General features: G+C 67.7%; 14 protein-coding genes. 6 read left to right on the forward strand and 8 right to left on the reverse strand.

Going from position 1 to position 19,882, the window contains the following annotated elements; translation table 11 throughout:
* Nucleotides 1-9 precede the first annotated feature (9 nt).
* Nucleotides 10-441 (forward strand): hypothetical protein, encoded by a 432-nt coding sequence (locus KEG38_RS05500; RefSeq protein WP_272417970.1) that lies wholly within the window; start codon nt 10-12, stop codon nt 439-441.
* Between the two features lie 7 nt (nt 442-448).
* Here KEG38_RS05500 and KEG38_RS05505 read toward each other — a convergent pair whose 3' ends face one another.
* Nucleotides 449-1,459, reverse strand: a complete 1,011-nt coding sequence (locus KEG38_RS05505) for a fatty acid desaturase family protein (protein WP_272417971.1) — start codon at nt 1,457-1,459, stop codon at nt 449-451.
* A gap of 86 nt (nt 1,460-1,545) precedes the next feature.
* Between KEG38_RS05505 and fumC the strand changes: the two genes are divergently transcribed.
* Nucleotides 1,546-2,943, forward strand: a complete 1,398-nt coding sequence (gene fumC, locus KEG38_RS05510) for a class II fumarate hydratase (RefSeq protein WP_272417972.1) — start codon at nt 1,546-1,548, stop codon at nt 2,941-2,943.
* A 75-nt stretch (nt 2,944-3,018) separates the two neighbouring features.
* Here fumC and KEG38_RS05515 read toward each other — a convergent pair whose 3' ends face one another.
* Both KEG38_RS05515 and KEG38_RS05520 read right to left on the reverse strand, forming a co-directional pair.
* Nucleotides 3,019-3,480, reverse strand: a complete 462-nt coding sequence (locus tag KEG38_RS05515; RefSeq protein ID WP_272417974.1) for a hypothetical protein — start codon at nt 3,478-3,480, stop codon at nt 3,019-3,021.
* A 284-nt stretch (nt 3,481-3,764) separates the two neighbouring features.
* Nucleotides 3,765-5,606 (reverse strand): hypothetical protein, encoded by a 1,842-nt coding sequence (locus KEG38_RS05520; protein ID WP_272417975.1) that lies wholly within the window; start codon nt 5,604-5,606, stop codon nt 3,765-3,767.
* Nucleotides 5,607-5,717: 111 nt separating this feature from the next.
* Here KEG38_RS05520 and pip point away from each other — a divergent pair, with 111 nt between their 5' ends.
* Nucleotides 5,718-6,692, forward strand: coding sequence for a prolyl aminopeptidase (pip, locus tag KEG38_RS05525; RefSeq protein WP_272417976.1), 975 nt, complete (start codon nt 5,718-5,720; stop codon nt 6,690-6,692).
* A 51-nt stretch (nt 6,693-6,743) separates the two neighbouring features.
* Entirely contained in the window at nt 6,744-7,472 is a 729-nt protein-coding gene (locus KEG38_RS05530; RefSeq protein ID WP_272417977.1) for a PP2C family serine/threonine-protein phosphatase, read from the forward strand.
* 12 nt (nt 7,473-7,484) lie between these two features.
* Here KEG38_RS05530 and KEG38_RS05535 read toward each other — a convergent pair whose 3' ends face one another.
* From KEG38_RS05535 to sucC, 5 genes are all read right to left on the reverse strand, one after another.
* Nucleotides 7,485-9,251 (reverse strand): GMC oxidoreductase, encoded by a 1,767-nt coding sequence (locus KEG38_RS05535; RefSeq protein ID WP_272417978.1) that lies wholly within the window; start codon nt 9,249-9,251, stop codon nt 7,485-7,487.
* A 207-nt stretch (nt 9,252-9,458) separates the two neighbouring features.
* A complete protein-coding gene (locus KEG38_RS05540) occupies nt 9,459-10,079 on the reverse strand; it encodes a DUF4360 domain-containing protein (protein ID WP_272417979.1) in 621 nt (206 codons plus the stop codon).
* A 73-nt stretch (nt 10,080-10,152) separates the two neighbouring features.
* Complete coding sequence (locus KEG38_RS05545; RefSeq protein ID WP_272417980.1) at nt 10,153-11,214, reverse strand: alpha/beta fold hydrolase; 1,062 nt, start codon at nt 11,212-11,214, stop codon at nt 10,153-10,155.
* A 221-nt stretch (nt 11,215-11,435) separates the two neighbouring features.
* Nucleotides 11,436-12,308, reverse strand: a complete 873-nt coding sequence (gene sucD / locus KEG38_RS05550) for a succinate--CoA ligase subunit alpha (protein WP_272417981.1) — start codon at nt 12,306-12,308, stop codon at nt 11,436-11,438.
* 40 nt (nt 12,309-12,348) lie between these two features.
* Nucleotides 12,349-13,542 (reverse strand): ADP-forming succinate--CoA ligase subunit beta, encoded by a 1,194-nt coding sequence (gene sucC, locus KEG38_RS05555; RefSeq protein WP_272417982.1) that lies wholly within the window; start codon nt 13,540-13,542, stop codon nt 12,349-12,351.
* 142 nt (nt 13,543-13,684) lie between these two features.
* Between sucC and KEG38_RS05560 the strand changes: the two genes are divergently transcribed.
* A complete protein-coding gene (locus KEG38_RS05560) occupies nt 13,685-14,620 on the forward strand; it encodes a formylglycine-generating enzyme family protein (RefSeq protein WP_272417983.1) in 936 nt (311 codons plus the stop codon).
* Between the two features lie 117 nt (nt 14,621-14,737).
* The gene (locus tag KEG38_RS05565; protein WP_272417984.1) at nt 14,738-19,741 is read left to right on the forward strand and encodes an AAA family ATPase; all 5,004 of its coding nucleotides are present in this window, start codon (nt 14,738-14,740) and stop codon (nt 19,739-19,741) included.
* The last annotated feature ends 141 nt before the right edge of the window (nt 19,742-19,882 follow it).

Below are 19,882 nucleotides of genomic sequence, written 5' to 3' on the forward strand. Positions count from 1 at the left end.
GCTGTGGGCATGGGGTCACGACATCGTGGGCGACATGGCTTCCACGGCGGGCTCGTGCTCGTCGGGGCGCTCTTCTTCGCGGCATGTGGCGGGAGCCAGGCCGACGGCTCGCCCCCGACGGTCGAGGGGGGCAACGCGTACGCGCCCGCGGCCGCGCCCGGGCAAGGCACCGTCGCCGGATCTTATGGCCCCGCGCCCCAAGGCCAGGCCGCCGGATACGGACAGACGTCCGCCGCGCCGACATCCACGGCCACGCCCCCGCCGAGCCCGCTCTCCCCCCTCTGCACCGAGGCCACCGCGATCGTGTGCGGTGGTCATCGCTGCAATGCCCAGGTCGGACGGTGCGCGATGCCCTGCGGCTCGGCGCAGGATTGCAATCCGGGGTTTTCGTGTCTAGGGGCGGGCGGGCCGACGGCGATCTGCGTGCCCGGAGGACCGTGAGGCGAGATCAGGCCGCGCCGGGCTGAATGCCCTGCACCGCGAGCATCTTCTCGCGCTCTTTTTGCTTGTCGAGGTCGCGGTACTTCTCCTCGAGCTTGTCGACGTCGAGCTTCAGGATGCGGCCCCAGAGCATGAACGTCGGGCCGAGGACCGAGCCGTAGCATTCGGCCTTCACCCGCTCGTCGTAATGGGGATACGCCGCGTGGTGGAAGCTCTTCAGGTTGTAGAACGGAATCCCCGGGTACTTGTGGTGCTCGTTGTGGTACGTGACGTTGTTCCACAAGAAATTAAGGAAATCGCTCTTCGTCCCGTACGTGCGTGAGCTGTAGGCGTCGTCGTCCGTCGCCGGCATCTCGAAATGCTCGATCATCGACGTCACGCTCGCCAGGATCGCCCCGAAGATGAAGGGCAGGGCGAAGCAGAAGAACCACACCTGGAACGGCATCTTCCAGGCCGCGAGGCCCACGAGCGAGAAGTAACCGAGCGTCTCCAGGTGCGTTCGCACCTGCTGCCCCAGCGTGAGGCGGCTCATGTAGAACTTCATCATCTGCCCGAGGAAATACATCGGGTACGCGAACGTGTAGACGCAGAAGAGGAAGATCTTCGCCAGCGTTGGATTTTTCGTGTAATCGGTGACCACGACGTTGTCGACGTCGGGATACGTGTTCGTGATCTTGTGATGGTGCAGGTGATAGTTCGCGTAGAGCGTCACCGGAAACCCCGACGGGGACCAGCACAGGAGCGCGAGCCAGTACGAGATCGTCTTCGAACGCGAGAGATTTCCGTGCACGGCGTCGTGCCCCGCCGCCCCGAGCCCGCGGATCAGGTTCGCGATCGTAAACGCGACCACGATGCCGATCGGGATCGCGAAGCGATGATGCTGCGTCGCGTAGAGGACCCAGGCGAGGCCCGCCCAGAGACCATAATGCAGCGGAATCTTGAGCAGGTAGATCGGCTTGCGCTCGTAGGCCGCGCGCAAGATCTCCCGGGGTACCGCGTCCATGCCCTGTCCGGCCATCACTCGCTCCACGTAAGAATCGTCGGGGGCGGAAGGTGGCAAAGATCCGGACAGATGACAAGCGCGGACGCTGCTAAGCCTGCGGCATGACGACGCGCATCGAGACCGACACGTTCGGACCCATCGAGGTCGAGGCCTCCCGCTACTGGGGCGCCCAGACGGAGCGATCGCTGCATCACTTCGCGATCGGCGCCGAGCGCTTCCCGAGGCCGTTCCTCCGCGCCCTCGGCATCGTGAAGAAGGCCGCCGCGCTCACGAACGCCGAGTTCGGGCTGCTCGGGCCAGAGGAGTCGCAGCGGATCGTGGCCGCCGCCGACGAGGTGATCCAAGGCCAGCACGACGCGCATTTTCCGCTCTCGATCTGGCAGACCGGCAGCGGGACGCAGACGAACATGAACGCGAACGAGGTGATCGCGAACCGCGCCATCGAGTCGAGCGGCGGCGTGCTCGGCTCGAAGAAGCCGATCCACCCGAACGATCACGTGAACCTCGGCCAGAGCTCGAACGACGTGTTCCCGACCGCGATGCACGTGGCCATCGCCTCCGAGATCACGGCCGCGCTGCTGCCGAAGCTCACCACGCTGCGCGACACGCTCGCGCGGAAAGCCGAGGCGTTCGCCGAGGTCGTGAAGATCGGAAGGACGCACCTGCAGGACGCGACGCCGCTCACGCTCGGGCAGGAGATCTCGGGCTGGGTCGCACAGCTCGATCACGTGAAGGGGATGATCGAGCGGGCGCTGCCGCCGCTCTACGAGCTCGCGCTCGGCGGGACCGCGGTCGGGACGGGGCTCAACACGCATCCGGAGTTCACGACGCGCGCCGTCGCGAAGATCGCCGCGCTCTCGGGCTTGCCGTTCGTGCCCGCGCCGAACAAGTTCCAGGCGCTCGCGGGGCACGAGGCGATCGTGTTCGCCCACGGCGCGCTGAAGACGCTGGCTGCGACCCTGACGAAGATCGCGAACGACGTGCGGTGGCTGTCGAGTGGGCCGCGCGCCGGGCTCGGCGAGATCACGATCCCCGAGAACGAGCCCGGCAGCTCCATCATGCCGGGCAAGGTGAACCCGACGCAGAGCGAAGCCGTGATCATGGTCGCGGCCATGGTGCAAGGGAACGACGTCGCCGTGGGGATCGCCGGCGCGGGCGGGAACTTCGAGCTCAACGTGATGAAGCCGCTCCTGCTCCACGTGACGCTTCAGTCGATCCGGCTGCTCGGCGACGCGATGGCCTCGTTCGAGGAGCACTGCGCGCGCGGGATCGAGCCGAACCGCGCCCGCATCGCGGAGAACCTCCAGAAGAGCCTGATGCTCGTGACGGCGCTCGCGCCGCGGCTCGGCTACGACGCGGCCGCGCGTATCGCGAAGAAGGCGCACGCCGAGGGGACGACGCTACGCGAGGCGACACTCGCGCTCGGGCTGCTCACCGGCGAAGAGTTCGACGCGATCGTGCGGCCCGAGCGCATGATCGGCCCGAGCCCATCGGCCTGAAAGAAATACCGGGCGCGCGTGGCCAGGGGGATCACCACGCGCGCCCGGCGACCGGAAGCGTTTTGTTTCGGGCCCCTACGGAATCATCCAGGGCAGCTCGAGCTGAAAGCCCACGAGCACGCCCTGCATGCCGCGGGACTCAGCCACCACCGTCGACGCGGTCTCGATGGGGATGAGCTGGGCCCGCGCCGGCCCCACGTAAATGATGGGCTGCTCGGGGCTCGGCGGAATGAACGTGCGCATGTCCGCGCCCCAGAATTGCGAGGGGACGCTCACTTGCACGGCCGGCGTGATGGCGGGCGGCGCGCCATAACGGGAGAGATCCGCGAATGCCTCGAATGCCTCGAACGTATCGCGCAGGACACGCTGGTAGCCGTCCCCGAACGGGGTCGCTCGTGTAAACACCTGACCGGGCTGCCAGGGCAAGCCGCTCTCCGACAGCGGCGCCAGAGGCGCCTGCGCCCAAGCCAAAGCAGGCGTGCCGAGCGCGATTCCCATCGCGACGACCGCTCCCAGCACCTTCGTGCAAGCTCCCATCGCACGCTCCTCCATGGACGCACGCCGCGCGCGCGCCGGTGACCGTGGGAGGCGGAGAACCGCCCCCGAATCCAATGGCAAACACGAATATAGCGAGTGCCAGCGACAGTGAAAAGAGGGTCTCCTCACGCAGGCGGCATTTTCCAGCGCGCGGTCGCGTTCCGAGCCGCTCGCCCGCGGAAGGGCCCGACGTGCCTACGGTCCTTCCTCGGGTGGCTGCTTGCGCCGCCCGGACGTGACACGCGGCGGCAAACATGAAGCGTGGTGGGGCTCGCGTGGCGCCGTCACTCCCAGGTGACGTCGACGGGCGTCATCCCGCCGCCGGTGTCGAGGCGCAGCGCATACACGCCCGTCACCGTCGAGAGGAGCAGGATCGCGAATCCATCGCGGGAGAAGAGCCGGAGGTCGAAGAGCGTCGAGAGCTTCTGGACCTGGCCGTCCTTGTAGAGGTCGTCGTAGAGGATCGAGTCGTCCGCGCGCTCGATCTCTTCGGCCTTGGCATAACGCATGCGTACGCCGCCACGTTCGCCCGCCGCCCACACGACGAGGAGCTTTCCGTTGACGTCGACCGCGTCGACCTTCAGCTCGCGCGGGCCGAACTCGTATTGGCCCTTCAGGATCTTGTCGAACGAGACGTCGTGCACGCGGCAGCCGGCGGTCGTGCACTGGCTCTGGGCGATCTTCGTGGCCCAGCCTTTGTCCGGGCCGCCCGGATAGAGCCGCGTGACCACGGCTTCGGTGCCGTGGCAGGAGAGCAAGCCGTCGCTGACCTTGGGCGACATCGGCGGGCTCCACTTGCCTCCGACGAGGAAGCTCATGAAATCGTTGTCGTAGCCTTTCACGCGAACGACCATGGCCTCCGACGATCGGCAGCCGCCGATGTGCGGGGGTTCGTCCGCGCCGCCCTCGACGAGGCCCGGCTCGGGCAGCTCGCCGATGTCGGCGAACGAAGGCTCGGTTTTACCCGCGACGCCATACGGCGAGACGAAGAGGCGGCGCTCGTTCTGCTTGGTCACGCCGCGCAGGATGAGGTGATCCCAGAGGATCTGCGTCGAATAATAATAATTGCCAACGCGGAAATCGGGCTCGATCTTGGTGCGTCCGGGCTCGCCGCCCGAGGCCTTCCGCGTGAGGAGCAGGTCCTTCGTCTTCTCGTCGAACCCGAGCGCCGCGGCCGCGCCGTCTTTCTTGGCATAACCGCCATAACTGTACATGGCGTCGACCTTGTCGCCGCTGTCCGCGCGAAAGATGCCGGCCTGGCCACGCTCGCCCGCGAAGACGAGCGGCGCGGAGTCGTCGTCGGCCGTGCCCCAGAGGCGCAGGCCGTGGCCCTTCGGTAGCGAGCCCGGGAGCGATTTGCAGGTGGCCTTCGCGTCCTTCGCGGCGAACGTGCAGAGGAACGGCGCCTTCTCCACGCCCTTTTCCTCGATGAGCAGCCGCATCACGCCCGCCGGGTGCGCGTCGGTGTAGGCCGCCCGCAAGGTGAACGCCGTGCGCGAGAGGGGCTCGGTGAGCTCGTCGAGGCGCGTCGCGTCGAGGGGACGGACCGCCTCGGGCGCGCGCGGGCCCTTCTCGACGACGACGCGCTGCACGGCGGCCTTTTTCGCCTGCGTGAAGGCCGCGTCGATGGCCTCGGAGAGGTCGGCCATGCGTGCTGTCGGCTCGGCCAGGGATTTCGCCAGGGATTCGGCCATCGCGCCGAGGTCCTTGCCGCCTTCCTCGGTGCGACCCGCGCTCTTCCAGACCTCGGCGACGGCGTGGCCGAGCGGCGCGCACGCGGCGGGCCAGGGTTTGTCCACGCCCGGCGTCATCCGCTCGGCGTCCGTCATCGTCATCGCTTCGAGCTGCACGCGCCGGAAGCGCTTGCTCGCGGCCTCGTTCTCGTCGAGCTCGGGACCGATCGTGCACGTGGCGAACGCGCTCCACGCCTCGGAGAGCGCTTTCGTGTTTTGCGCGTCCTGATACCGGAGCAGCCCGAAGAGGCCGCCGCCCCCGATCACGAGCGCGAGCGCTCCGAACGTGACGAGCCGACGCCCGCGCTTCTTGCGGTCTTCCACGAGCTCGTCGACAGGCTCGGGCGGAGGCGGCTCGTGATCGGCCGCGTGTGAGGAAATGGGTTCGTTCATGATGGAGCGTTCTCCCTCCCTGGGGGGCCCGACACATACCACGCGTTTCGAGCGACCTGGAAGATTCCCCCGATGGACAGACGTGAGCCTGTCTGGCAAGCTCGCGCGCCCATGGCCGGTTCTCTCTCCATTCCCAGGACGCTGTACCCAGAAATCGAGCCTTACCGCACCGGGCGCCTGCGCGTCTCCGACGTGCACGAGCTCTACTTCGAGGAGTCCGGCAATCCCGCCGGAAAACCCGTCGTCTTCCTGCACGGCGGCCCCGGCGGCGGCAGCGACGCGAAGCAGCGGCGGTTCTTCGATCCCGCCCATTACCGCATCGTCCTCTTCGATCAGCGCGGCTGCGGCAAGAGCACCCCCCATGCCTCGCTCGTGGACAATACGACCTGGCACCTGGTCTCGGACATCGAGCAATTGCGCGAGCACCTCGGGATCGAGCGCTGGCAGGTCTTCGGCGGCTCGTGGGGCTCGACACTGGCGCTCGCGTACGCGGAGAAGCATCCGGAGCGCGTCACCGAGCTCGTGCTGCGGGGGATTTTCCTCCTGCGCAAGTGGGAGATCGACTGGTTTTACCAGGACATCGGCGCGGCTGCGTTTTTCCCCGACGCCTGGGAGTCCTACCTCGCCGCGATCCCCGAGGCGGAGCGAGGCGACATCGTGGCCGCGTATTACAAGCGCCTCACGAGCGAAGACGCGGCCGTGCGGCAGGCCGCTGCCCGCGCGTGGAGCGTGTGGGAGGGCAGCACGAGCTTTCTCTTGCAGAATCCGGATTACATCGCGCGGTGCGCGGGCGACAAGTTCGCGGACGCATTCGCCCGCATCGAGTGCCATTACTTCGTGAACCGCGGGTTTTTCGAGCACGACGGGCAGCTCCTCACGGACGCGGTACGCATTCGGCACATCCCCACGGTCATCGTGCAAGGGCGCTACGATGTGGTTTGTCCCGCAAAGAGCGCCTGGGACCTCCACCGCGCCTTGCCCGAGGCAAATCTGCGTATCGTGCCCGACGCGGGGCACTCGGCGTTCGAGCCGGGGATCGTTCACGAGCTCGTCACGGCGACGGACGCTTTCCGCAGCAAGAAGTGAGCGTGCCCGGCGATTGACGTCGCTCCGCGGACCTGGTTCATTGTCGAGGACATGAAGCGAAAGGCCCCCCGGAAAGCGCTGGCCATGACGGTCGAGACGCTCTTCGAAGCGGCCTCGTCCAAATCGCACGGGGAGGTGACCCCGAACGAGGACGTGCTGCTCGTGTCGGGGCACGTCTACGGCGTGTTCGACGGGGCGCGGAGCGGGGTGATCGCGAGCGAAGTGTTCGGCGAGCGGACGAGCGCGCCGCTCGCGGAGCTCTGTCAGGAGGCGAATCGGCGTATCGGTGAGGCGCGGGCGCAAGGCGGCTCGCAAACGGGCAGCGCGGCGGCCGTGGTGCGGGTGGCGAAGGACGCGTTCGAGTGGGTGATGGTCGGAAGGAGCCAGGTCGTCGTGGTGCGGGCGGACGGCTCGTTCGAGCGGCTCGCGCCGGAGGACGAGCACGTGCTCTCCGGCGAGCTTTCGGCCGAGGCGCACGTGCGTGCGGGCGTGCGCAAGCTCGCGGGCGTGCGGCACCTGCTTCTGTTCACGGACGGTCTGCTCGCATCGAGCGCGGACGAGGCCATGGAGGGCCTCGTGAGCCGTTTCCTCGACGGAGGGCTCACGGCGGTGCGGCACGGGGCGAACGAGGCGGACGTTGCCGCGGTGGCCATTTCGTTTTTGCCGCCAAACCCCGTGGCGCGAAAGCGTATTTCGCTCTATCCGCGGCGGATCATCACGGCAGGCTCGAAGCGGAGCTCGGGCGTGCCTTCGCGCAGGCGGCGGAGCCGGTTTCCCTGAGCCCCGGATTCCCTAGCTTCGCTTGGCCAGCTTGTCGGCGAGGTGCTGCGCGAGGGCGACCATCGTCAGGGTGGGGTTCCACGAACCGCTGGCTGGCCAGAGGCCGCCGCCCGTCACGTACACGTTCTCCACGCCGTTGAGCTTGTAGTTCAGGTCCACCACGCCCTCGTTGCCCTTGCCGATCCAGAGGGTCGATCCCTCGTGGACGAGGCCGGCGACGCGGCGCTGCGTGGGGCTCGGCCGCACCTGCGACCATGCGCCCTCGTTGGGTTCGCCGTGCCAGTATTCGAGCCCCTTGTCATTCGCGCCCTTCGGCAAAAGCGCGCGTTCGAGAAGCTGGAACGTGCCCTCATCCATCGTATCCCACGTTTGCCGGTCCTTGTCGCTGGCGAGCACCTGCAACGTCACGTTGGTGGTGGGATCCGATCCGCCGTTCGGGCGGAAGAAGTTCTCGGGGTTGTCGTGGTCGATTTCTCCGAGCACGGCGCACACGAAGACCAGGTGGTCCTTGGACGTCGCGAGCTGCTCGGGCGAAGCCGTCGCCACGACGTCGGGCATGTAGCGAGCTGCCTTTTCAGCGAACTTTTCGGGGTTCTTGTCCGAGAGCACGGAGAGCTGAACGTGGTACTGCATCTTGCTCCTCGGGTCCTCGCCCGCGACGTAGATCGCCGCGAGCTCGAGCTCCTCGAGCTCGTCGCCGAAGGAGTAGGCGTCCCGGGGGATCCGCGCGACCACCGAGGTGATGAAATGCGACGTGAAGCGCGTGCCCGCCTTTTCGACCTGCGGAAATGAATTGAGCACCAGCGTGGTCGCCGGCAGCGTCCCCATGGCGAGGACCACGTTCGCGTCACCCACGTTGAGCACGCCGCGCGAAGTTTCGAGCGCGGTGGCGTGGTATTCCTTGCTCTCGCCTCGGAGGATCTCCTGCTGGAGGATCCGGGTGACCACGCAGTCGGTCACGATGTACAGCGGGTTGCCCTCGCCTATCTTCGCGCGTCGTGCCTGACGGTCGATGAGGTTGAGCAGTGGGGCGGGCGTCGAGAACTTCGCGAAATCGAGCCCCTCCTGGACCCCGGCCCCGACCGCCAACGGCGCCGCCATGAAGCGCGTCATCGACGGGATCTCGTGGCGGTTGTCCTTCAGCATGCTCTGCAGGCGCCTCTGCAGCTTGGAGTAGACCGGGCGGCTCTCGGCGACCTTGCGCCGGAGCTTGGGCTCGTCGAGGTTTTCGTCGATCTTGTCGGCGGGGACGACGTTGAGCAGCTTCTCGGCATCCTCGAAGTATCGGTTCGCGGCTTGAATGACCTCCTCGGGCCAGCCCGCCATTTCCTCGTGCGTGGGGCGGGGGCACCACGCGCTCCACAGGGTGCTGCGGCCGCCGAAGAAAGGCACCATCCCGTGCTGGTACTGGATGTTGCCCTTCGGCTGTTTCGCTGTATTGACCGACAGGGTCCAGGGGAAGGTCTCGGAGAGGCCGCCCAGGGTGCGTTGATAGGAGATGGGCAGGTTCTGGAAGTGCTGCGGGAGGAAAAACGAGCCGCGCTCGATGATGAGGATCTTGGCGTGGGGGTTCCGGTCGAGCGTGCGCTCGGCGAGGGCCAGGGCGCAGAAGCCGCTGCCGATGATGATGAGGTCGAGCTTCTCTTCTTCTCGCACCCTCTTCCATTCCGTCTCGGAGAGGAAGAAGACGTGGTTCATCACCTTCTGGCCGCTGGGCGTCTGCGGGCCGGGCGTCGGAAAACCGTAATTGAAATTGGGCGATGACGAGGCAGCGCTCATGGGTCCCTCCCCTTTCAGATGTATTTTGATGGCCCCCTCGAGCTCGGACATGACGAGCCCACGCTCGCCCCCGCACCCCGCCGGCACGGACACCGTGTGGTGGGTGCTCGGTGGGCGATCGTACGACCATCCAACATCAATCGCCGCCCCGACGTCAAGACTTTTCGATCACGGCTACCGTGGACCCGGCTCGACGAGCCAGGCTGGTCAGCGGCAGCGGGTCCAGCGCAATCGATACGTTTGTCGAACCACTCCGTCCACGCTGTCGACGGTGAGCAGACCGCTCTTGCCGCGGGCGAAGCGGTCGTCGATGACGGTGTCGGTCTTGATGTGGAGGTTTTTTCGACCGGTGCAGGGGACGGGGCGGTCCGGCGTAACGACGTCGTGGTTCTCGTAATTATCGGCCATCTCGCCCTGGAGCACGATTTCGAACGCGCGCTCCTCGCGGGACAGGCCGGGGAACGAATACGTCGAGCGGATGATGCCGCTGAGGCCCGCTTCGAGGAAGGCATACCCGCGCACTTCGCCGCCCTCGATCGCGAAGGACCAGCCAGCCGGGAAATCGAAGAGGATGTTCAGATTGCAGCGCTTCTTGGCGTTGCCGCGGTCCACGTTCGGGCCGACCTCGGCGTAGAGCTTGGAAAAGAGAATCGTGAAGGCCTCCGCATCCTGCGAGGCGAGGTAGGCGACGGATCCTTCGGGGCAGCCGGGGCCGGAGTATTTGAGGTCGCGGATGGAGAACGCCTCCGGCGCTTCGGCCCGCGCTTCCGCGGAGAAGGCGGCGATCGCGGCGGAAAAGGCGAGGAAAGAGAGCGCGAAATGCCTCATGGTCGTGGCCTCCCGTGGCCTCCATGAGACGGCCTCGCCGGCTCGGCAAGCGAGCCGGAGCCCCGGCCCTAGCTCATTTCGAGCATGTCTCCATCGCGCTGGCCACGGCATCGGGGGCCGAGATGAGCATGTCGTGGACGGCATCGGAGCGCGTCACGAGCACGAAGCGCTGGTATTGCGTGTCGCCCGTGAGATAACGATAAAGAGCCATCTCCTCGTCGACGGCGATGAAGATGTCCTCGCTGAAGGCAATGACGCAGGCCTCGCTCCCGTGGCGTCGACCGAAGATTCCCGGACCCACCGTGGGGCGACTCCATCCGCCGGCCCCGAGCATTTCCAGGCTGGCGGTCAGCGCCTCGGGCGCGATGTATCCTTGGGCGACGACGTCGGCGGCGCTCGGCGCACCCGGCGCAAGGTCGCCGATCGTGTTCGTGAAAAACAGGCCCGGCCAGACCGCGGGAGGGATGGATAGATGAGGGCCGAGAATCGGATCCGAAAGGATGACGAGGGGCGCAAGAAACGCCGCGCCCGCGCCGGAGTCCGCGAGGTCCCAAGGCAACACGTTCGGGGGGACCGCGTTCGGAATGGTGGAGGCGAGCAGCACGACTTCTTTGATGCCGAAACGGGTTCGGAAGTCGGTCTCGTCGTCAATCAGCCGGTCCTGCGCGTGCTCGACGATTCCCGCTCCCATGCTGTGGCCCACGAGGACATCGGGGCGAAGCCCGCGAGCCACGAGGGCATCCAGGGCGCCGATCAGGGCCGCCGCGTCATCGTCGAGCGTGAGGTCTCCAAAGAGAACGCCTTGGCCCTGAGGCAGGGAGCTCCCGCCATGGCCGGGCAGGCTCAGGAGCACCGCCCTCGACGCTTTGAGCGCCTTGTTCGCGAATACGGCTTCGACCAGCGGTCGAAGGGCGTCGCCGGTGTGGGCCAGACCGTGGAGCAGCACGAACGTGCGGCCTCCGCTCGGATGGTCTGGATTCACGAGCACGTGGGCCTCGATATCGGCCGTCACCAGAGGACGCAGCTCTACCTGGAGCAAGAGGTCCTGCTCGCCGGGCTGATCCGCGGATGCGGGACGTGCAAACAGGAATGTCACCAGCGAAAGCAGGCGGCTCCAGATGGCCACGGATTTCATGGGACGTCCTTCCTGATCCGGCAGAGCCGGAAGCAATCACCTCTGCTTGCCATCCGCAGGCCAGGCTTCGGTAGCGCACTGGAAAATGAGAGCACACGGGAGGAACCCGCGACGGACACGAGCGCCGAAGACGTCGAGGACGCGCAGAACTCACCCGGACAGGCGAGCCGAACGAATGTGGGGTGAGGAAATGCGAGGAGGGGAGGGGAGGGAGGAGCCGATTACTTCATCAGGCTCATCAGCGTCGACGCCATGTCGGCCGGGGTCGGGGCGACCTTCACGCCGGCGTCTTCGAGCGCCTCGATCTTCTCGGCTGCCGTGCCCTTGCCGCCCGAGATGATGGCGCCCGCGTGGCCCATGCGCTTGCCGGGAGGCGCGGCGCGGCCCGCGATCAGCGCCGCCACGGGCTTCTTCATGTTCGCCTTGATCCACGCCGCGGCCTTCTGCTCCGCGCCGCCGCCGATCTCGCCGATCATGATCACGCCGTGCGTGTCCGGGTCTTCATTGAAGAGCTCGAGCACGTCGATGAAGTCCATGCCCGCGACCGGGTCGCCGCCGATACCCACGCACGACGACTGGCCCACGCCCATTGCCGTGAGCTGACCGACGGCCTCGTACGTGAGCGTGCCCGACTTCGACAGGACGCCGATATGGCCCTTCTTGTGGATATGCCCCGGCATGATGCCGATCTTGCATTCCTCGGGCGTGATGATGCCGGGGCAGTTCGGCCCGATGAGACGCGTGGGCTTGCCTTCGAGATACCGGCGCACCTTCACCATGTCGAGCACCGGAATGCCCTCCGTGATGCAGATGACGAGCCGACAGCCGGCGTCCGCGGCCTCGACGATCGCGTCGGCCGCGCCCACGGGCGGGACGAAGATACACGAGACGTCGGCGCCCTCTTTCTTCACGGCGTCTTCCACCGTGTCGTACATCGGGACCTTGTCCTCGAATCGCTGGCCGCCGCGGCCGGGCGTGACGCCGGCGACGACCTTCGTGCCGTACGCGAGGCAGGCGCGGGCGTGCTGCGAGCCGTACTCCCCGGTGATGCCCTGGATGACGACCCGCGTGTCCTTGTTGACGAGAATGCTCATCGCAACTGGTTCCTTTTCGTGACGAAAATCATCCCCGGCATCAGGCCGCGGCGCCCTGCTTCACCGCGGCGACGATCTTTTGCGCGCCGTCGCCCATGGAGGAGGCGCTCTCGATTTTCAGGCCGCTCTCGTCGAGGATCTTGCGACCCGCCTCGACGTTCGTGCCTTCGAGCCGCACCACGAGCGGCACCGACAAACCGAGCTCCTTCGTCGCCGCGACGATACCCGCGGCGACCACGTCGCAGCGCATGATGCCGCCGAAGATGTTGACGAAGATGCCCTTCACCTTGTCGGAGCGAAGGATCATCTGGAACGCCTTCTTCACCTGCTCCTGCGTGGCGCCGCCGCCCACGTCGAGGAAGTTCGCGGGCTTGCCGCCGTAGTTCTGGATGATGTCCATCGTGCCCATCGCGAGGCCCGCGCCGTTCACGAGGCAGCCGATGTCGCCGTCGAGCGAGACGTACGAGATGCCCACCTTCTTCGCCTCGAGCTCGACCGGATCCTCCTCGTCCGCGTCGCGCAGATCCGCCCACTCGGGGTGGCGGATCTCGGCGTTGTCGTCGAACGTCATCTTGCCGTCGAGCGCGACGATGTCGCCCTTCTTCGTCACGATGAGCGGGTTCACCTCGATGAGCGAGCAGTCCTCGGCGAGGAAGCACTTGTAGAGGCTGTCGACGAGCTTCGTGAACTGCCGCATCTGCTCCTTCGCCCCGAGCCCGAGCGCGAACGCGAGCTTGCGGGCCTGGTAGGGGGCGAGGCCGATCACGGGGTCGACGTGCAGCGTGTGGATCTTCTCGGGCGTGTCGTGGGCGACCTGCTCGATGTCCATGCCGCCCTCGCGCGAGGCCATGATCGCGATGCGACGGCGATCCCGGTCGAGCGTGAGCGCGAGGTAGATCTCGCGGTCGATGTCGAGGCCCTGCTCGATGTAGAGCCTGCGGACCTTCTGCCCGGCGGGGCCCGTCTGCACCGTGATGAGCTGCATGCCGAGGATCTGCTCGGCGAGCTTTCGCGCCTCGGCGACGCCGCCCTTGGCGACCTTCACGCCGCCGCCTTTGCCGCGACCACCGGCGTGGATCTGGGCTTTCACGACGACCACCGGGATCCCGGTCGCCTCGATCAGGCGCTGCGCCGCAGCCTCCGCCTCCGCCACGGAGAAGGCAGGCTCACCCTTCGGCACGGGGATCCCGTAGCGTGCGAAGATTTGCTTGGCTTGATACTCGTGGATTTTCATGCGAGGGCGGGCAAGGTATCACACGCATGAGTCCAGCATGGGATCGAATTTGAGCTTGTTGACCGCAGCTGCCGTGATGTCCCTCACGGCATCGAGCTGCGGCGGTCCGACCGAGTTACCAAAAGGCGCGAACGCGACGGGCGTGCCCAGCCAGACTGCGGCCGCGCCCCCGGCGGAGCTCGTTCCCGCGGCGGAAACGGCCGCGCCTGCGGCGAGCGCAGTCTCCACGGCGCCGGTGAGCGAGGCCAAACCGAAGTCGCCCTGCCCGGAGGACATGGCCTTCGTCGACACCACGTATTGCCCCGACGTCGAGCTCGAGTGCCTGAAAAAAGAGCACAACAAGCCGAACAAGATCATCATCTGCCACGAGTTCGCCGAGCAGGCGCAGAAGTGCAAGACGGAGCTCCGGCGGCAGCGATACTGCATCGACAAATACGAGTACCCGAACAAAGAAGGCGCGCATCCGCCGGTCATGGTCGACTGGTACGACTCGCTGCAAATGTGCCAGGAGCAGGGAAAACGCCTCTGCTGGGAGAGCGAGTGGGTCGCGGCCTGTGAAGGGCCGAAAAAGACGCCTTTTCCTTATGGGTACAAGCGCGACCCGAAAAGCTGCAACATCGACAACCCCTGGTATCAGCCCGTCCTCAAGAACATTTATTCGCGTGAGGCCTGGATCCAGGATCAAGAGCTCTTTCGGCTCGACCAGAGCGTGTCGAGCGGCGAGATGCCCGGCTGTGTGAGCGGGTTCGGCGTCCACGATCAAACCGGAAACGTGGACGAGTGGGTCAACGCGGAGAAGAACTACGAAAAGTCGAAGTGGGCAGGGCTCAAAGGCGGCGCCTGGGGCCACGTGCGCAACGCCTGCCGGCCCATGACCGTGAGCCACGAGCCGGAGTTCACCTATTACTTCGTCTCCTTCCGCTGCTGCGCCGACGCCGCCCCCGACCCCGCCGCCGAGGCCGATCCGAAGCTCTGGCGCCCGCCGCCCCAGCCCACCCCCAAGAAACACGGCGCCTTCTCCAAGGGGTGGACGCCGAAGACGCGCGCGCCCCACCAGCCGTCCCCCCCGAAGCCCTGAGGTTTTTCCGGGGTGGCTCGACCTTGAGGAGTCGGACTTGGGCTGAGCCCTTCCATCCGCGCCCGAACCCGCCGTATCGTTCGCCGAAACTCCCCCTCCGGCGGAGGTTTCCCCCGCATGGTTCCCGAGTTCCCCGGCTGCACCATCTTTGCCACCCTCGCTGAGGACACGCGCTTCGCGCTGCACCGCGGCCACCTCGAAGACGGCACGCCCGTGCTCGTCGAGACCGCTCGTGCTCGCGCCCGCGGCGAGGAACGCGCGAGGATCCGTCGCGCCCACGCGATCGCCAAGGACCTCGGCGACTCCATCGTCCCGCGCACGCTCGGCCTCGTCGAGCACGGCGACGTGTTCGCGCTCCTCCGCGCCGACCCCGGCGGATGCACGCTCGCGGAGCTGCTCGCGTCGCGAAGGTTGCGCATCGAGACCGCGCTGGAAATCACGGCCTCGCTCGGGCAAGCGCTCTCGACGCTCGCGGCGCACGGCATCGTGCATCGCGACATCGCCCCGAAGAATGTGCTCTTCCGCGAGGAAGACGACGCCGTTTGGCTCCTGCACTTCACCTCGGCCGCGCGCGTGGGCGAGGAGTCTCTGCGCACGCCGAACCCGCAAGCGCCCGAGGGGACGCTCGCGTACATGCCGCCCGAGCAGACGGGCCGAACGAACCGACCCGTCGATCACCGCGCCGACCTCTACGGGCTCGGCGCCGTGCTCTACGAGATGCTGACGGGCTCGCCGCCCTTCACCACGCAGGACCCGGTCACGCTCGTGCACGCGCACCTCGCGCGCACGCCGAAGCCGCCGCACGAGCTCGAGCCGAACGTGCCGCCGGCCGTGTCGCGCATCGTGCTCAAGCTGCTCGCGAAGGGCGCGGACGATCGGTACCAGAGCGCGCGTGGGCTCGTCGCCGACCTCGAGACGTGCCTCACGCGCCTGCGCAAATCGGGTCGGATCGATCCGTTCCCGCTCGGCGGTCAGGACCGACCGACGATGCTGGCGTCGGCGGTGCGTCTCTACGGTCGCGACGCGGAGCGCGAGTCGTTCGCCTCGGCGATCGAGCGAGCGCGGCGCGGCGGGCGTGAGCTCTTCGCCATCCAGGGCGGCGCCGGCATGGGCAAGACCGCGCTCGTGCTCGACGCGGCCACGCGCATCGGCCCCGACGACGCCTACATCGTCACGGGTAAGTTCGATCCGATCGGGCAGGGCCTGCCGTTCTCTGGGTTCGGCCATGCGCTCGGCGAGCTCGTGCGCGCGGCGCTTGCCGAGAGCGAGTCCGAGCTCGCGCGTATCCGCAGCGAGATCGACACGGCGCTCGGTCCGAACGCCGAGCTCGTCACGCGTGTGGTCCCCGAGGTGGGGCTGCTCTTCGGCGGGCCCGCGGAGGCCGCGCCGGACCTCGGCCCGATCGAGTCGCAGAACCGCTTCGCGCTCGTCGTGCAGCGCTTCTTGTCGGTGTTCACGCGGCGCCGCCCGGTGCTGCTCTTCCTCGACGATCTACAGTGGGCCGACCCTGCATCGCTAAAACTCCTGCGCGACCTGCTCGCCGATCCGCAGTCGAGTTACCTGCTCGTCATCGTGGCGTTCCGCGGACGCGAGGACGGCGACGGCTTCCGGTCCATCGGGCGCGTGATCGACGAGATCGAGTGGCAAGGCGTGCCCGTGTCGAAGGTGGAGCTCCGTCCGCTCCGGCCGTCCGACGTGCGCGCGCTCGTGGCGGGGCTGCTCGGTTGCGACCTCGCGGACGTCGAGTCGCTCGGCGTGCTCTTGTGGAGCAAGACGAGCGGCAATCCGCTCTTCATCCGGCAGCTCCTCGGCACGCTCGTGCGCGAGGGCCTCGTCGAGGTCGATCCGGCGACGGGTGCCGTGGTCTCGGACGAGGCGCGCATCGAGGAGACGGTCACCGACGACATCGTGACGCTCTTGCTCGACAAGATCGGCGACCTCTCGCCCCCGGCGCAGCGGACGCTCATGCTCGCGTCGGTGTTCGGGCACGAGTTCGAGATCGATGCGCTCGCGGCGCTCTCCGGGCGCACCGAGTCTGACGTGCGCGCGGATCTCGCGGCGGCGCTGACCGAAGGCCTCGTGATCCCCGTGCGCATGCGGCAGTTCGCTCCGCGCGGGTCGGGCAAGTCGACCCCGCCCAAGCCGCTCGCGCCGCGCGCGTTCCGCTTCTCGCACGACAAGGTGCAGCAGGCGGCCTACTCGCTCCTGCGCCCGGAGGAGGTGCCGCACTTGCACCTCGCGATCGGGCGGCGGCTGCGCGACGAGATCGGCACGGAGGGCGAGGGGCTCTTCGAGCTGCTCTTGCACATGAGCCGCGGCATCGCGGTGATGACGGATCCAGCCGAGCGGCTGGAGGTCGCGCGGCTTGCGCTCGACGGCGGACAACAAGCGAAGGGCGCGGCCGCGTACGAGGCGGCGATCGGCTACCTCGCGACGGGCATGGAGCTCGTGGGCGAGCGCGGCTGGGAGGAGCAGTCGTTCCTCACGTTCGCGCTCACGCGTGACCGCGCGGCGTGCGCCTACCTGACGGGCCAGTTCCACGAGGCCGAACAGCTCTTCGCGCTCCTCCTCTCGCACGCGACCTCGGCGCTCGATCGGGCGGGCGTGCACGACCTGCTCGTCGTGCTCTACGTGACGCAGGGACGCTTCGCGGACGCGGTGCGCGTGGGCCGCGAAGCGCTCGCGCTCCTCGGCGAGACGCTCCCCGACGAGGCGACGCTCGAAGAGGCGCTCGCGAAGGAGCAAGCCGAGCTCGCGGCCGAGCTCGAGGCGCGCTCGGTCGAGTCGATCACCTCGGCGCCGCCGCTCGACGACGCGCGCAAGCGCGCGACCTTGCGGACGCTCATGCATCTCGTGTCGGCGTCGTACGGCACGTCGCCGTCGCTCATGTTTTTCGTGTGCGCGCGCATGGTGCGCGCGACGCTCGCGTGGGGCCCGACGGAGCTCTCCGCGTACGGGTTCTCGGCGTACGGCATGAGCCTCGTCGCGGCGCGGCGGTACGAAGAGGCCCATCGGATGGGCGAGATCGCGCTGCGCCTGCACGAGCGCCTCCCGAGCCCGACCATCGCGTGCAAGGTCTACCTGAACCAGGGCGCGACCTTGCACCCGTTCCGCCGCCCGCTCTCGGCGTGCTTGCCGTTCCTCGAACGCGCGCAGCGCGAGGGTCTCGCGACGGGCGACTTCTCGTTCCTCTCGTACGCGTGTTTCTCGACGACGGGGATCCGGCTCGGGATCGGCGAAGACCTCGCCGTCGTCGAGCAGGAGGCCGAGGGCTTCCTCACGCTGATGCAGAAGACGCGGGACACGACCTCGGAGGCGTACCTGCGGATCATGTACCAGCTCATCCGTTGCCTGCGCGGCCGGACGCGGGGTCGGATCTCGCTGTCGGATCGGGAGTTCGAAGAAGTCTCATTCGTCGCCTCGCTCGTCGAGCGAAAGCTCCCGTTCATCGCGTGCCGCTACCACGCGGCGCGCCTCAAGCTCGCCCTGCTCTTCCACGACCTCGACCTCGCGGAGAAGGCGTGCGCCGAGGCCGAGACGCTTCTCCCCACGGTCGTCGCGCAGTACTTCGCGACGGAGGTCGTCTTCCACGGCGCGATCGTCGCGGCGGCGCTCATGAACACTGGTACACCCACAGACCAGGCGCGTCGGCGGGCGGACCTCGATCGTCGCGAGGCCGAGCTCGCGGCGCTCGCGCGGAGCTGCCCGGAGACCTACCAGCACCGGCTCGACCTCGTCCGTGCCGAACGCGCGCGCGCGGAGGGACGTGACGCCGAGGCGATCGACCTCTTCGAGGCGGCGATCGCGGGCGCGTGCGAGCACAGCTTCACCAAGGACGAGGCGCTCGCGAGCGAGCGCGCTGCCTTGCATCACATCGCGAAGGGCCGAAAGCGCCTCGCGCGCGCCTACGTGCTCGACGCGCGCAAGGCGTACCTGCGCTGGGGCGCGCGCGCGAAGGTGGACAACATCGCGGCGCGGTACGAGGATCTCTGGGAGAACGAGACGCCGCCGTGGGACCTGCCGGCGAACTCGAGCCCGGGCGAGCGTTCGTTCGCGACGCTCGACACGGCCACGGTCATCCGCGCGGCGCAGGCGATCGCGGGCGAGATTCTCCTCGAGCGAGTGCTGTTGCGTGTCGTGCGCGCCGTCATCGAGAGCGCGGGCGCGGACCGGGGGATGCTCCTCATCGAGCGGGGCGGTCGTCTCTGGGTCGAGGCGACGATGGTGGTGGACCCGGAGCGGCTGACGGCGGGCCCGAGCGTGCTGGCGGAGGAGACGGAGGATCTACCGCTCTCGGTGGTGGAGTACGTGCGGCGCACGCGCGAGCCGCTCTTGCTCGGCGATGCGCGTTCGGATCGGCGCTTCGCGAAGGATCGGTACATGGTGGCGCGCGCGCCGCGCTCGATCCTGTGCACGCCGATGCTGCACAAGGGCCGGCTCGTGGGGATCATCTATCTGGAGCACGCGCTCGCTACGGAGGCGTTCGTGCCGGCGCGGCTCGTGCTCGTGGACTTCCTCGCCTCGCAGGCGGGCGCCGCGGTGGAGAGCGCGCTGCTCTACACGGAGGTGCAGCGCGTGACGGAGGAGCTCTTGCGCACGAACGAGGGCCTCGAAGAGGAGGTCGCGCGGCGGACGCGGGAGGCGAACGAGACGGCGGAACAACTGCGCATCGAGCTCGCACAACGCATGGTCGCGGAGCTCGAGCGCGAGTCGCTGCAGCAGCACGTCATCGACGTGCAGCGTGAGCGTCTGGCGGAGCTGTCGACGCCGATCATCCCGATCACGGACGACGTGGTGGTGATGCCGCTCATCGGGACGATGGATCGAGCGCGCTCGGACGAGGTGATGGGGGCGGCGCTACGCGGCGCGTCGGAGCGAAGGGCGCGCGCGGTGATCCTCGACGTGACGGGCGTGAAGGGTGGCGACATCTACATCGCGGAGGCGCTCGTTCGAACGGCGTCGGCGCTCCGGCTGCTCGGCGCACAGGCGATCCTGACGGGCATGCGCGCGGACGTGGCGCGGTCGCTCGTGGGCAGCTCGGCGGAGCTGACGGGGATCGTGACGAAGGGGAGCTTGCAGGCGGGGATTGCGTTTGCGATGGGGGCGAGGAAGCGGAGCTAGGTCGCGGCGTTTTGGACCCTGCGGTCGAAGACCTCGGTCATCGAGTACGAGGTCGCGGACTTCGAGTACGAGGTCGGCGACTTCGAGTACGAGGTCGGCGGCTTCGAGTACGAAGACCTTGGCCATCGAGTACGAGGTCGG

The organism is Polyangium jinanense (assembly GCF_028435265.1).
Lineage (GTDB): Bacteria > Myxococcota_A > Polyangia > Polyangiales > Polyangiaceae > Polyangium > Polyangium jinanense.

Coding starts and splice junctions, on each gene's coding strand:
- KEG38_RS05500 (WP_272417970.1), top strand. CDS start 10: ATGGGGTCACGACATCGTGGGCGACATGGCTTCCACGGCGGGCTCGTG.
- sucD (WP_272417981.1), bottom strand. CDS start 12,308: ATGAGCATTCTCGTCAACAAGGACACGCGGGTCGTCATCCAGGGCATC.
- pip (WP_272417976.1), top strand. CDS start 5,718: ATGGCCGGTTCTCTCTCCATTCCCAGGACGCTGTACCCAGAAATCGAG.
- KEG38_RS05505 (WP_272417971.1), bottom strand. CDS start 1,459: ATGGCCGGACAGGGCATGGACGCGGTACCCCGGGAGATCTTGCGCGCG.
- KEG38_RS05520 (WP_272417975.1), bottom strand. CDS start 5,606: ATGAACGAACCCATTTCCTCACACGCGGCCGATCACGAGCCGCCTCCG.
- KEG38_RS05540 (WP_272417979.1), bottom strand. CDS start 10,079: ATGAGGCATTTCGCGCTCTCTTTCCTCGCCTTTTCCGCCGCGATCGCC.
- sucC (WP_272417982.1), bottom strand. CDS start 13,542: ATGAAAATCCACGAGTATCAAGCCAAGCAAATCTTCGCACGCTACGGG.
- KEG38_RS05530 (WP_272417977.1), top strand. CDS start 6,744: ATGAAGCGAAAGGCCCCCCGGAAAGCGCTGGCCATGACGGTCGAGACG.
- fumC (WP_272417972.1), top strand. CDS start 1,546: ATGACGACGCGCATCGAGACCGACACGTTCGGACCCATCGAGGTCGAG.
- KEG38_RS05515 (WP_272417974.1), bottom strand. CDS start 3,480: ATGGGAGCTTGCACGAAGGTGCTGGGAGCGGTCGTCGCGATGGGAATC.
- KEG38_RS05565 (WP_272417984.1), top strand. CDS start 14,738: ATGGTTCCCGAGTTCCCCGGCTGCACCATCTTTGCCACCCTCGCTGAG.
- KEG38_RS05545 (WP_272417980.1), bottom strand. CDS start 11,214: ATGAAATCCGTGGCCATCTGGAGCCGCCTGCTTTCGCTGGTGACATTC.
- KEG38_RS05535 (WP_272417978.1), bottom strand. CDS start 9,251: ATGAGCGCTGCCTCGTCATCGCCCAATTTCAATTACGGTTTTCCGACG.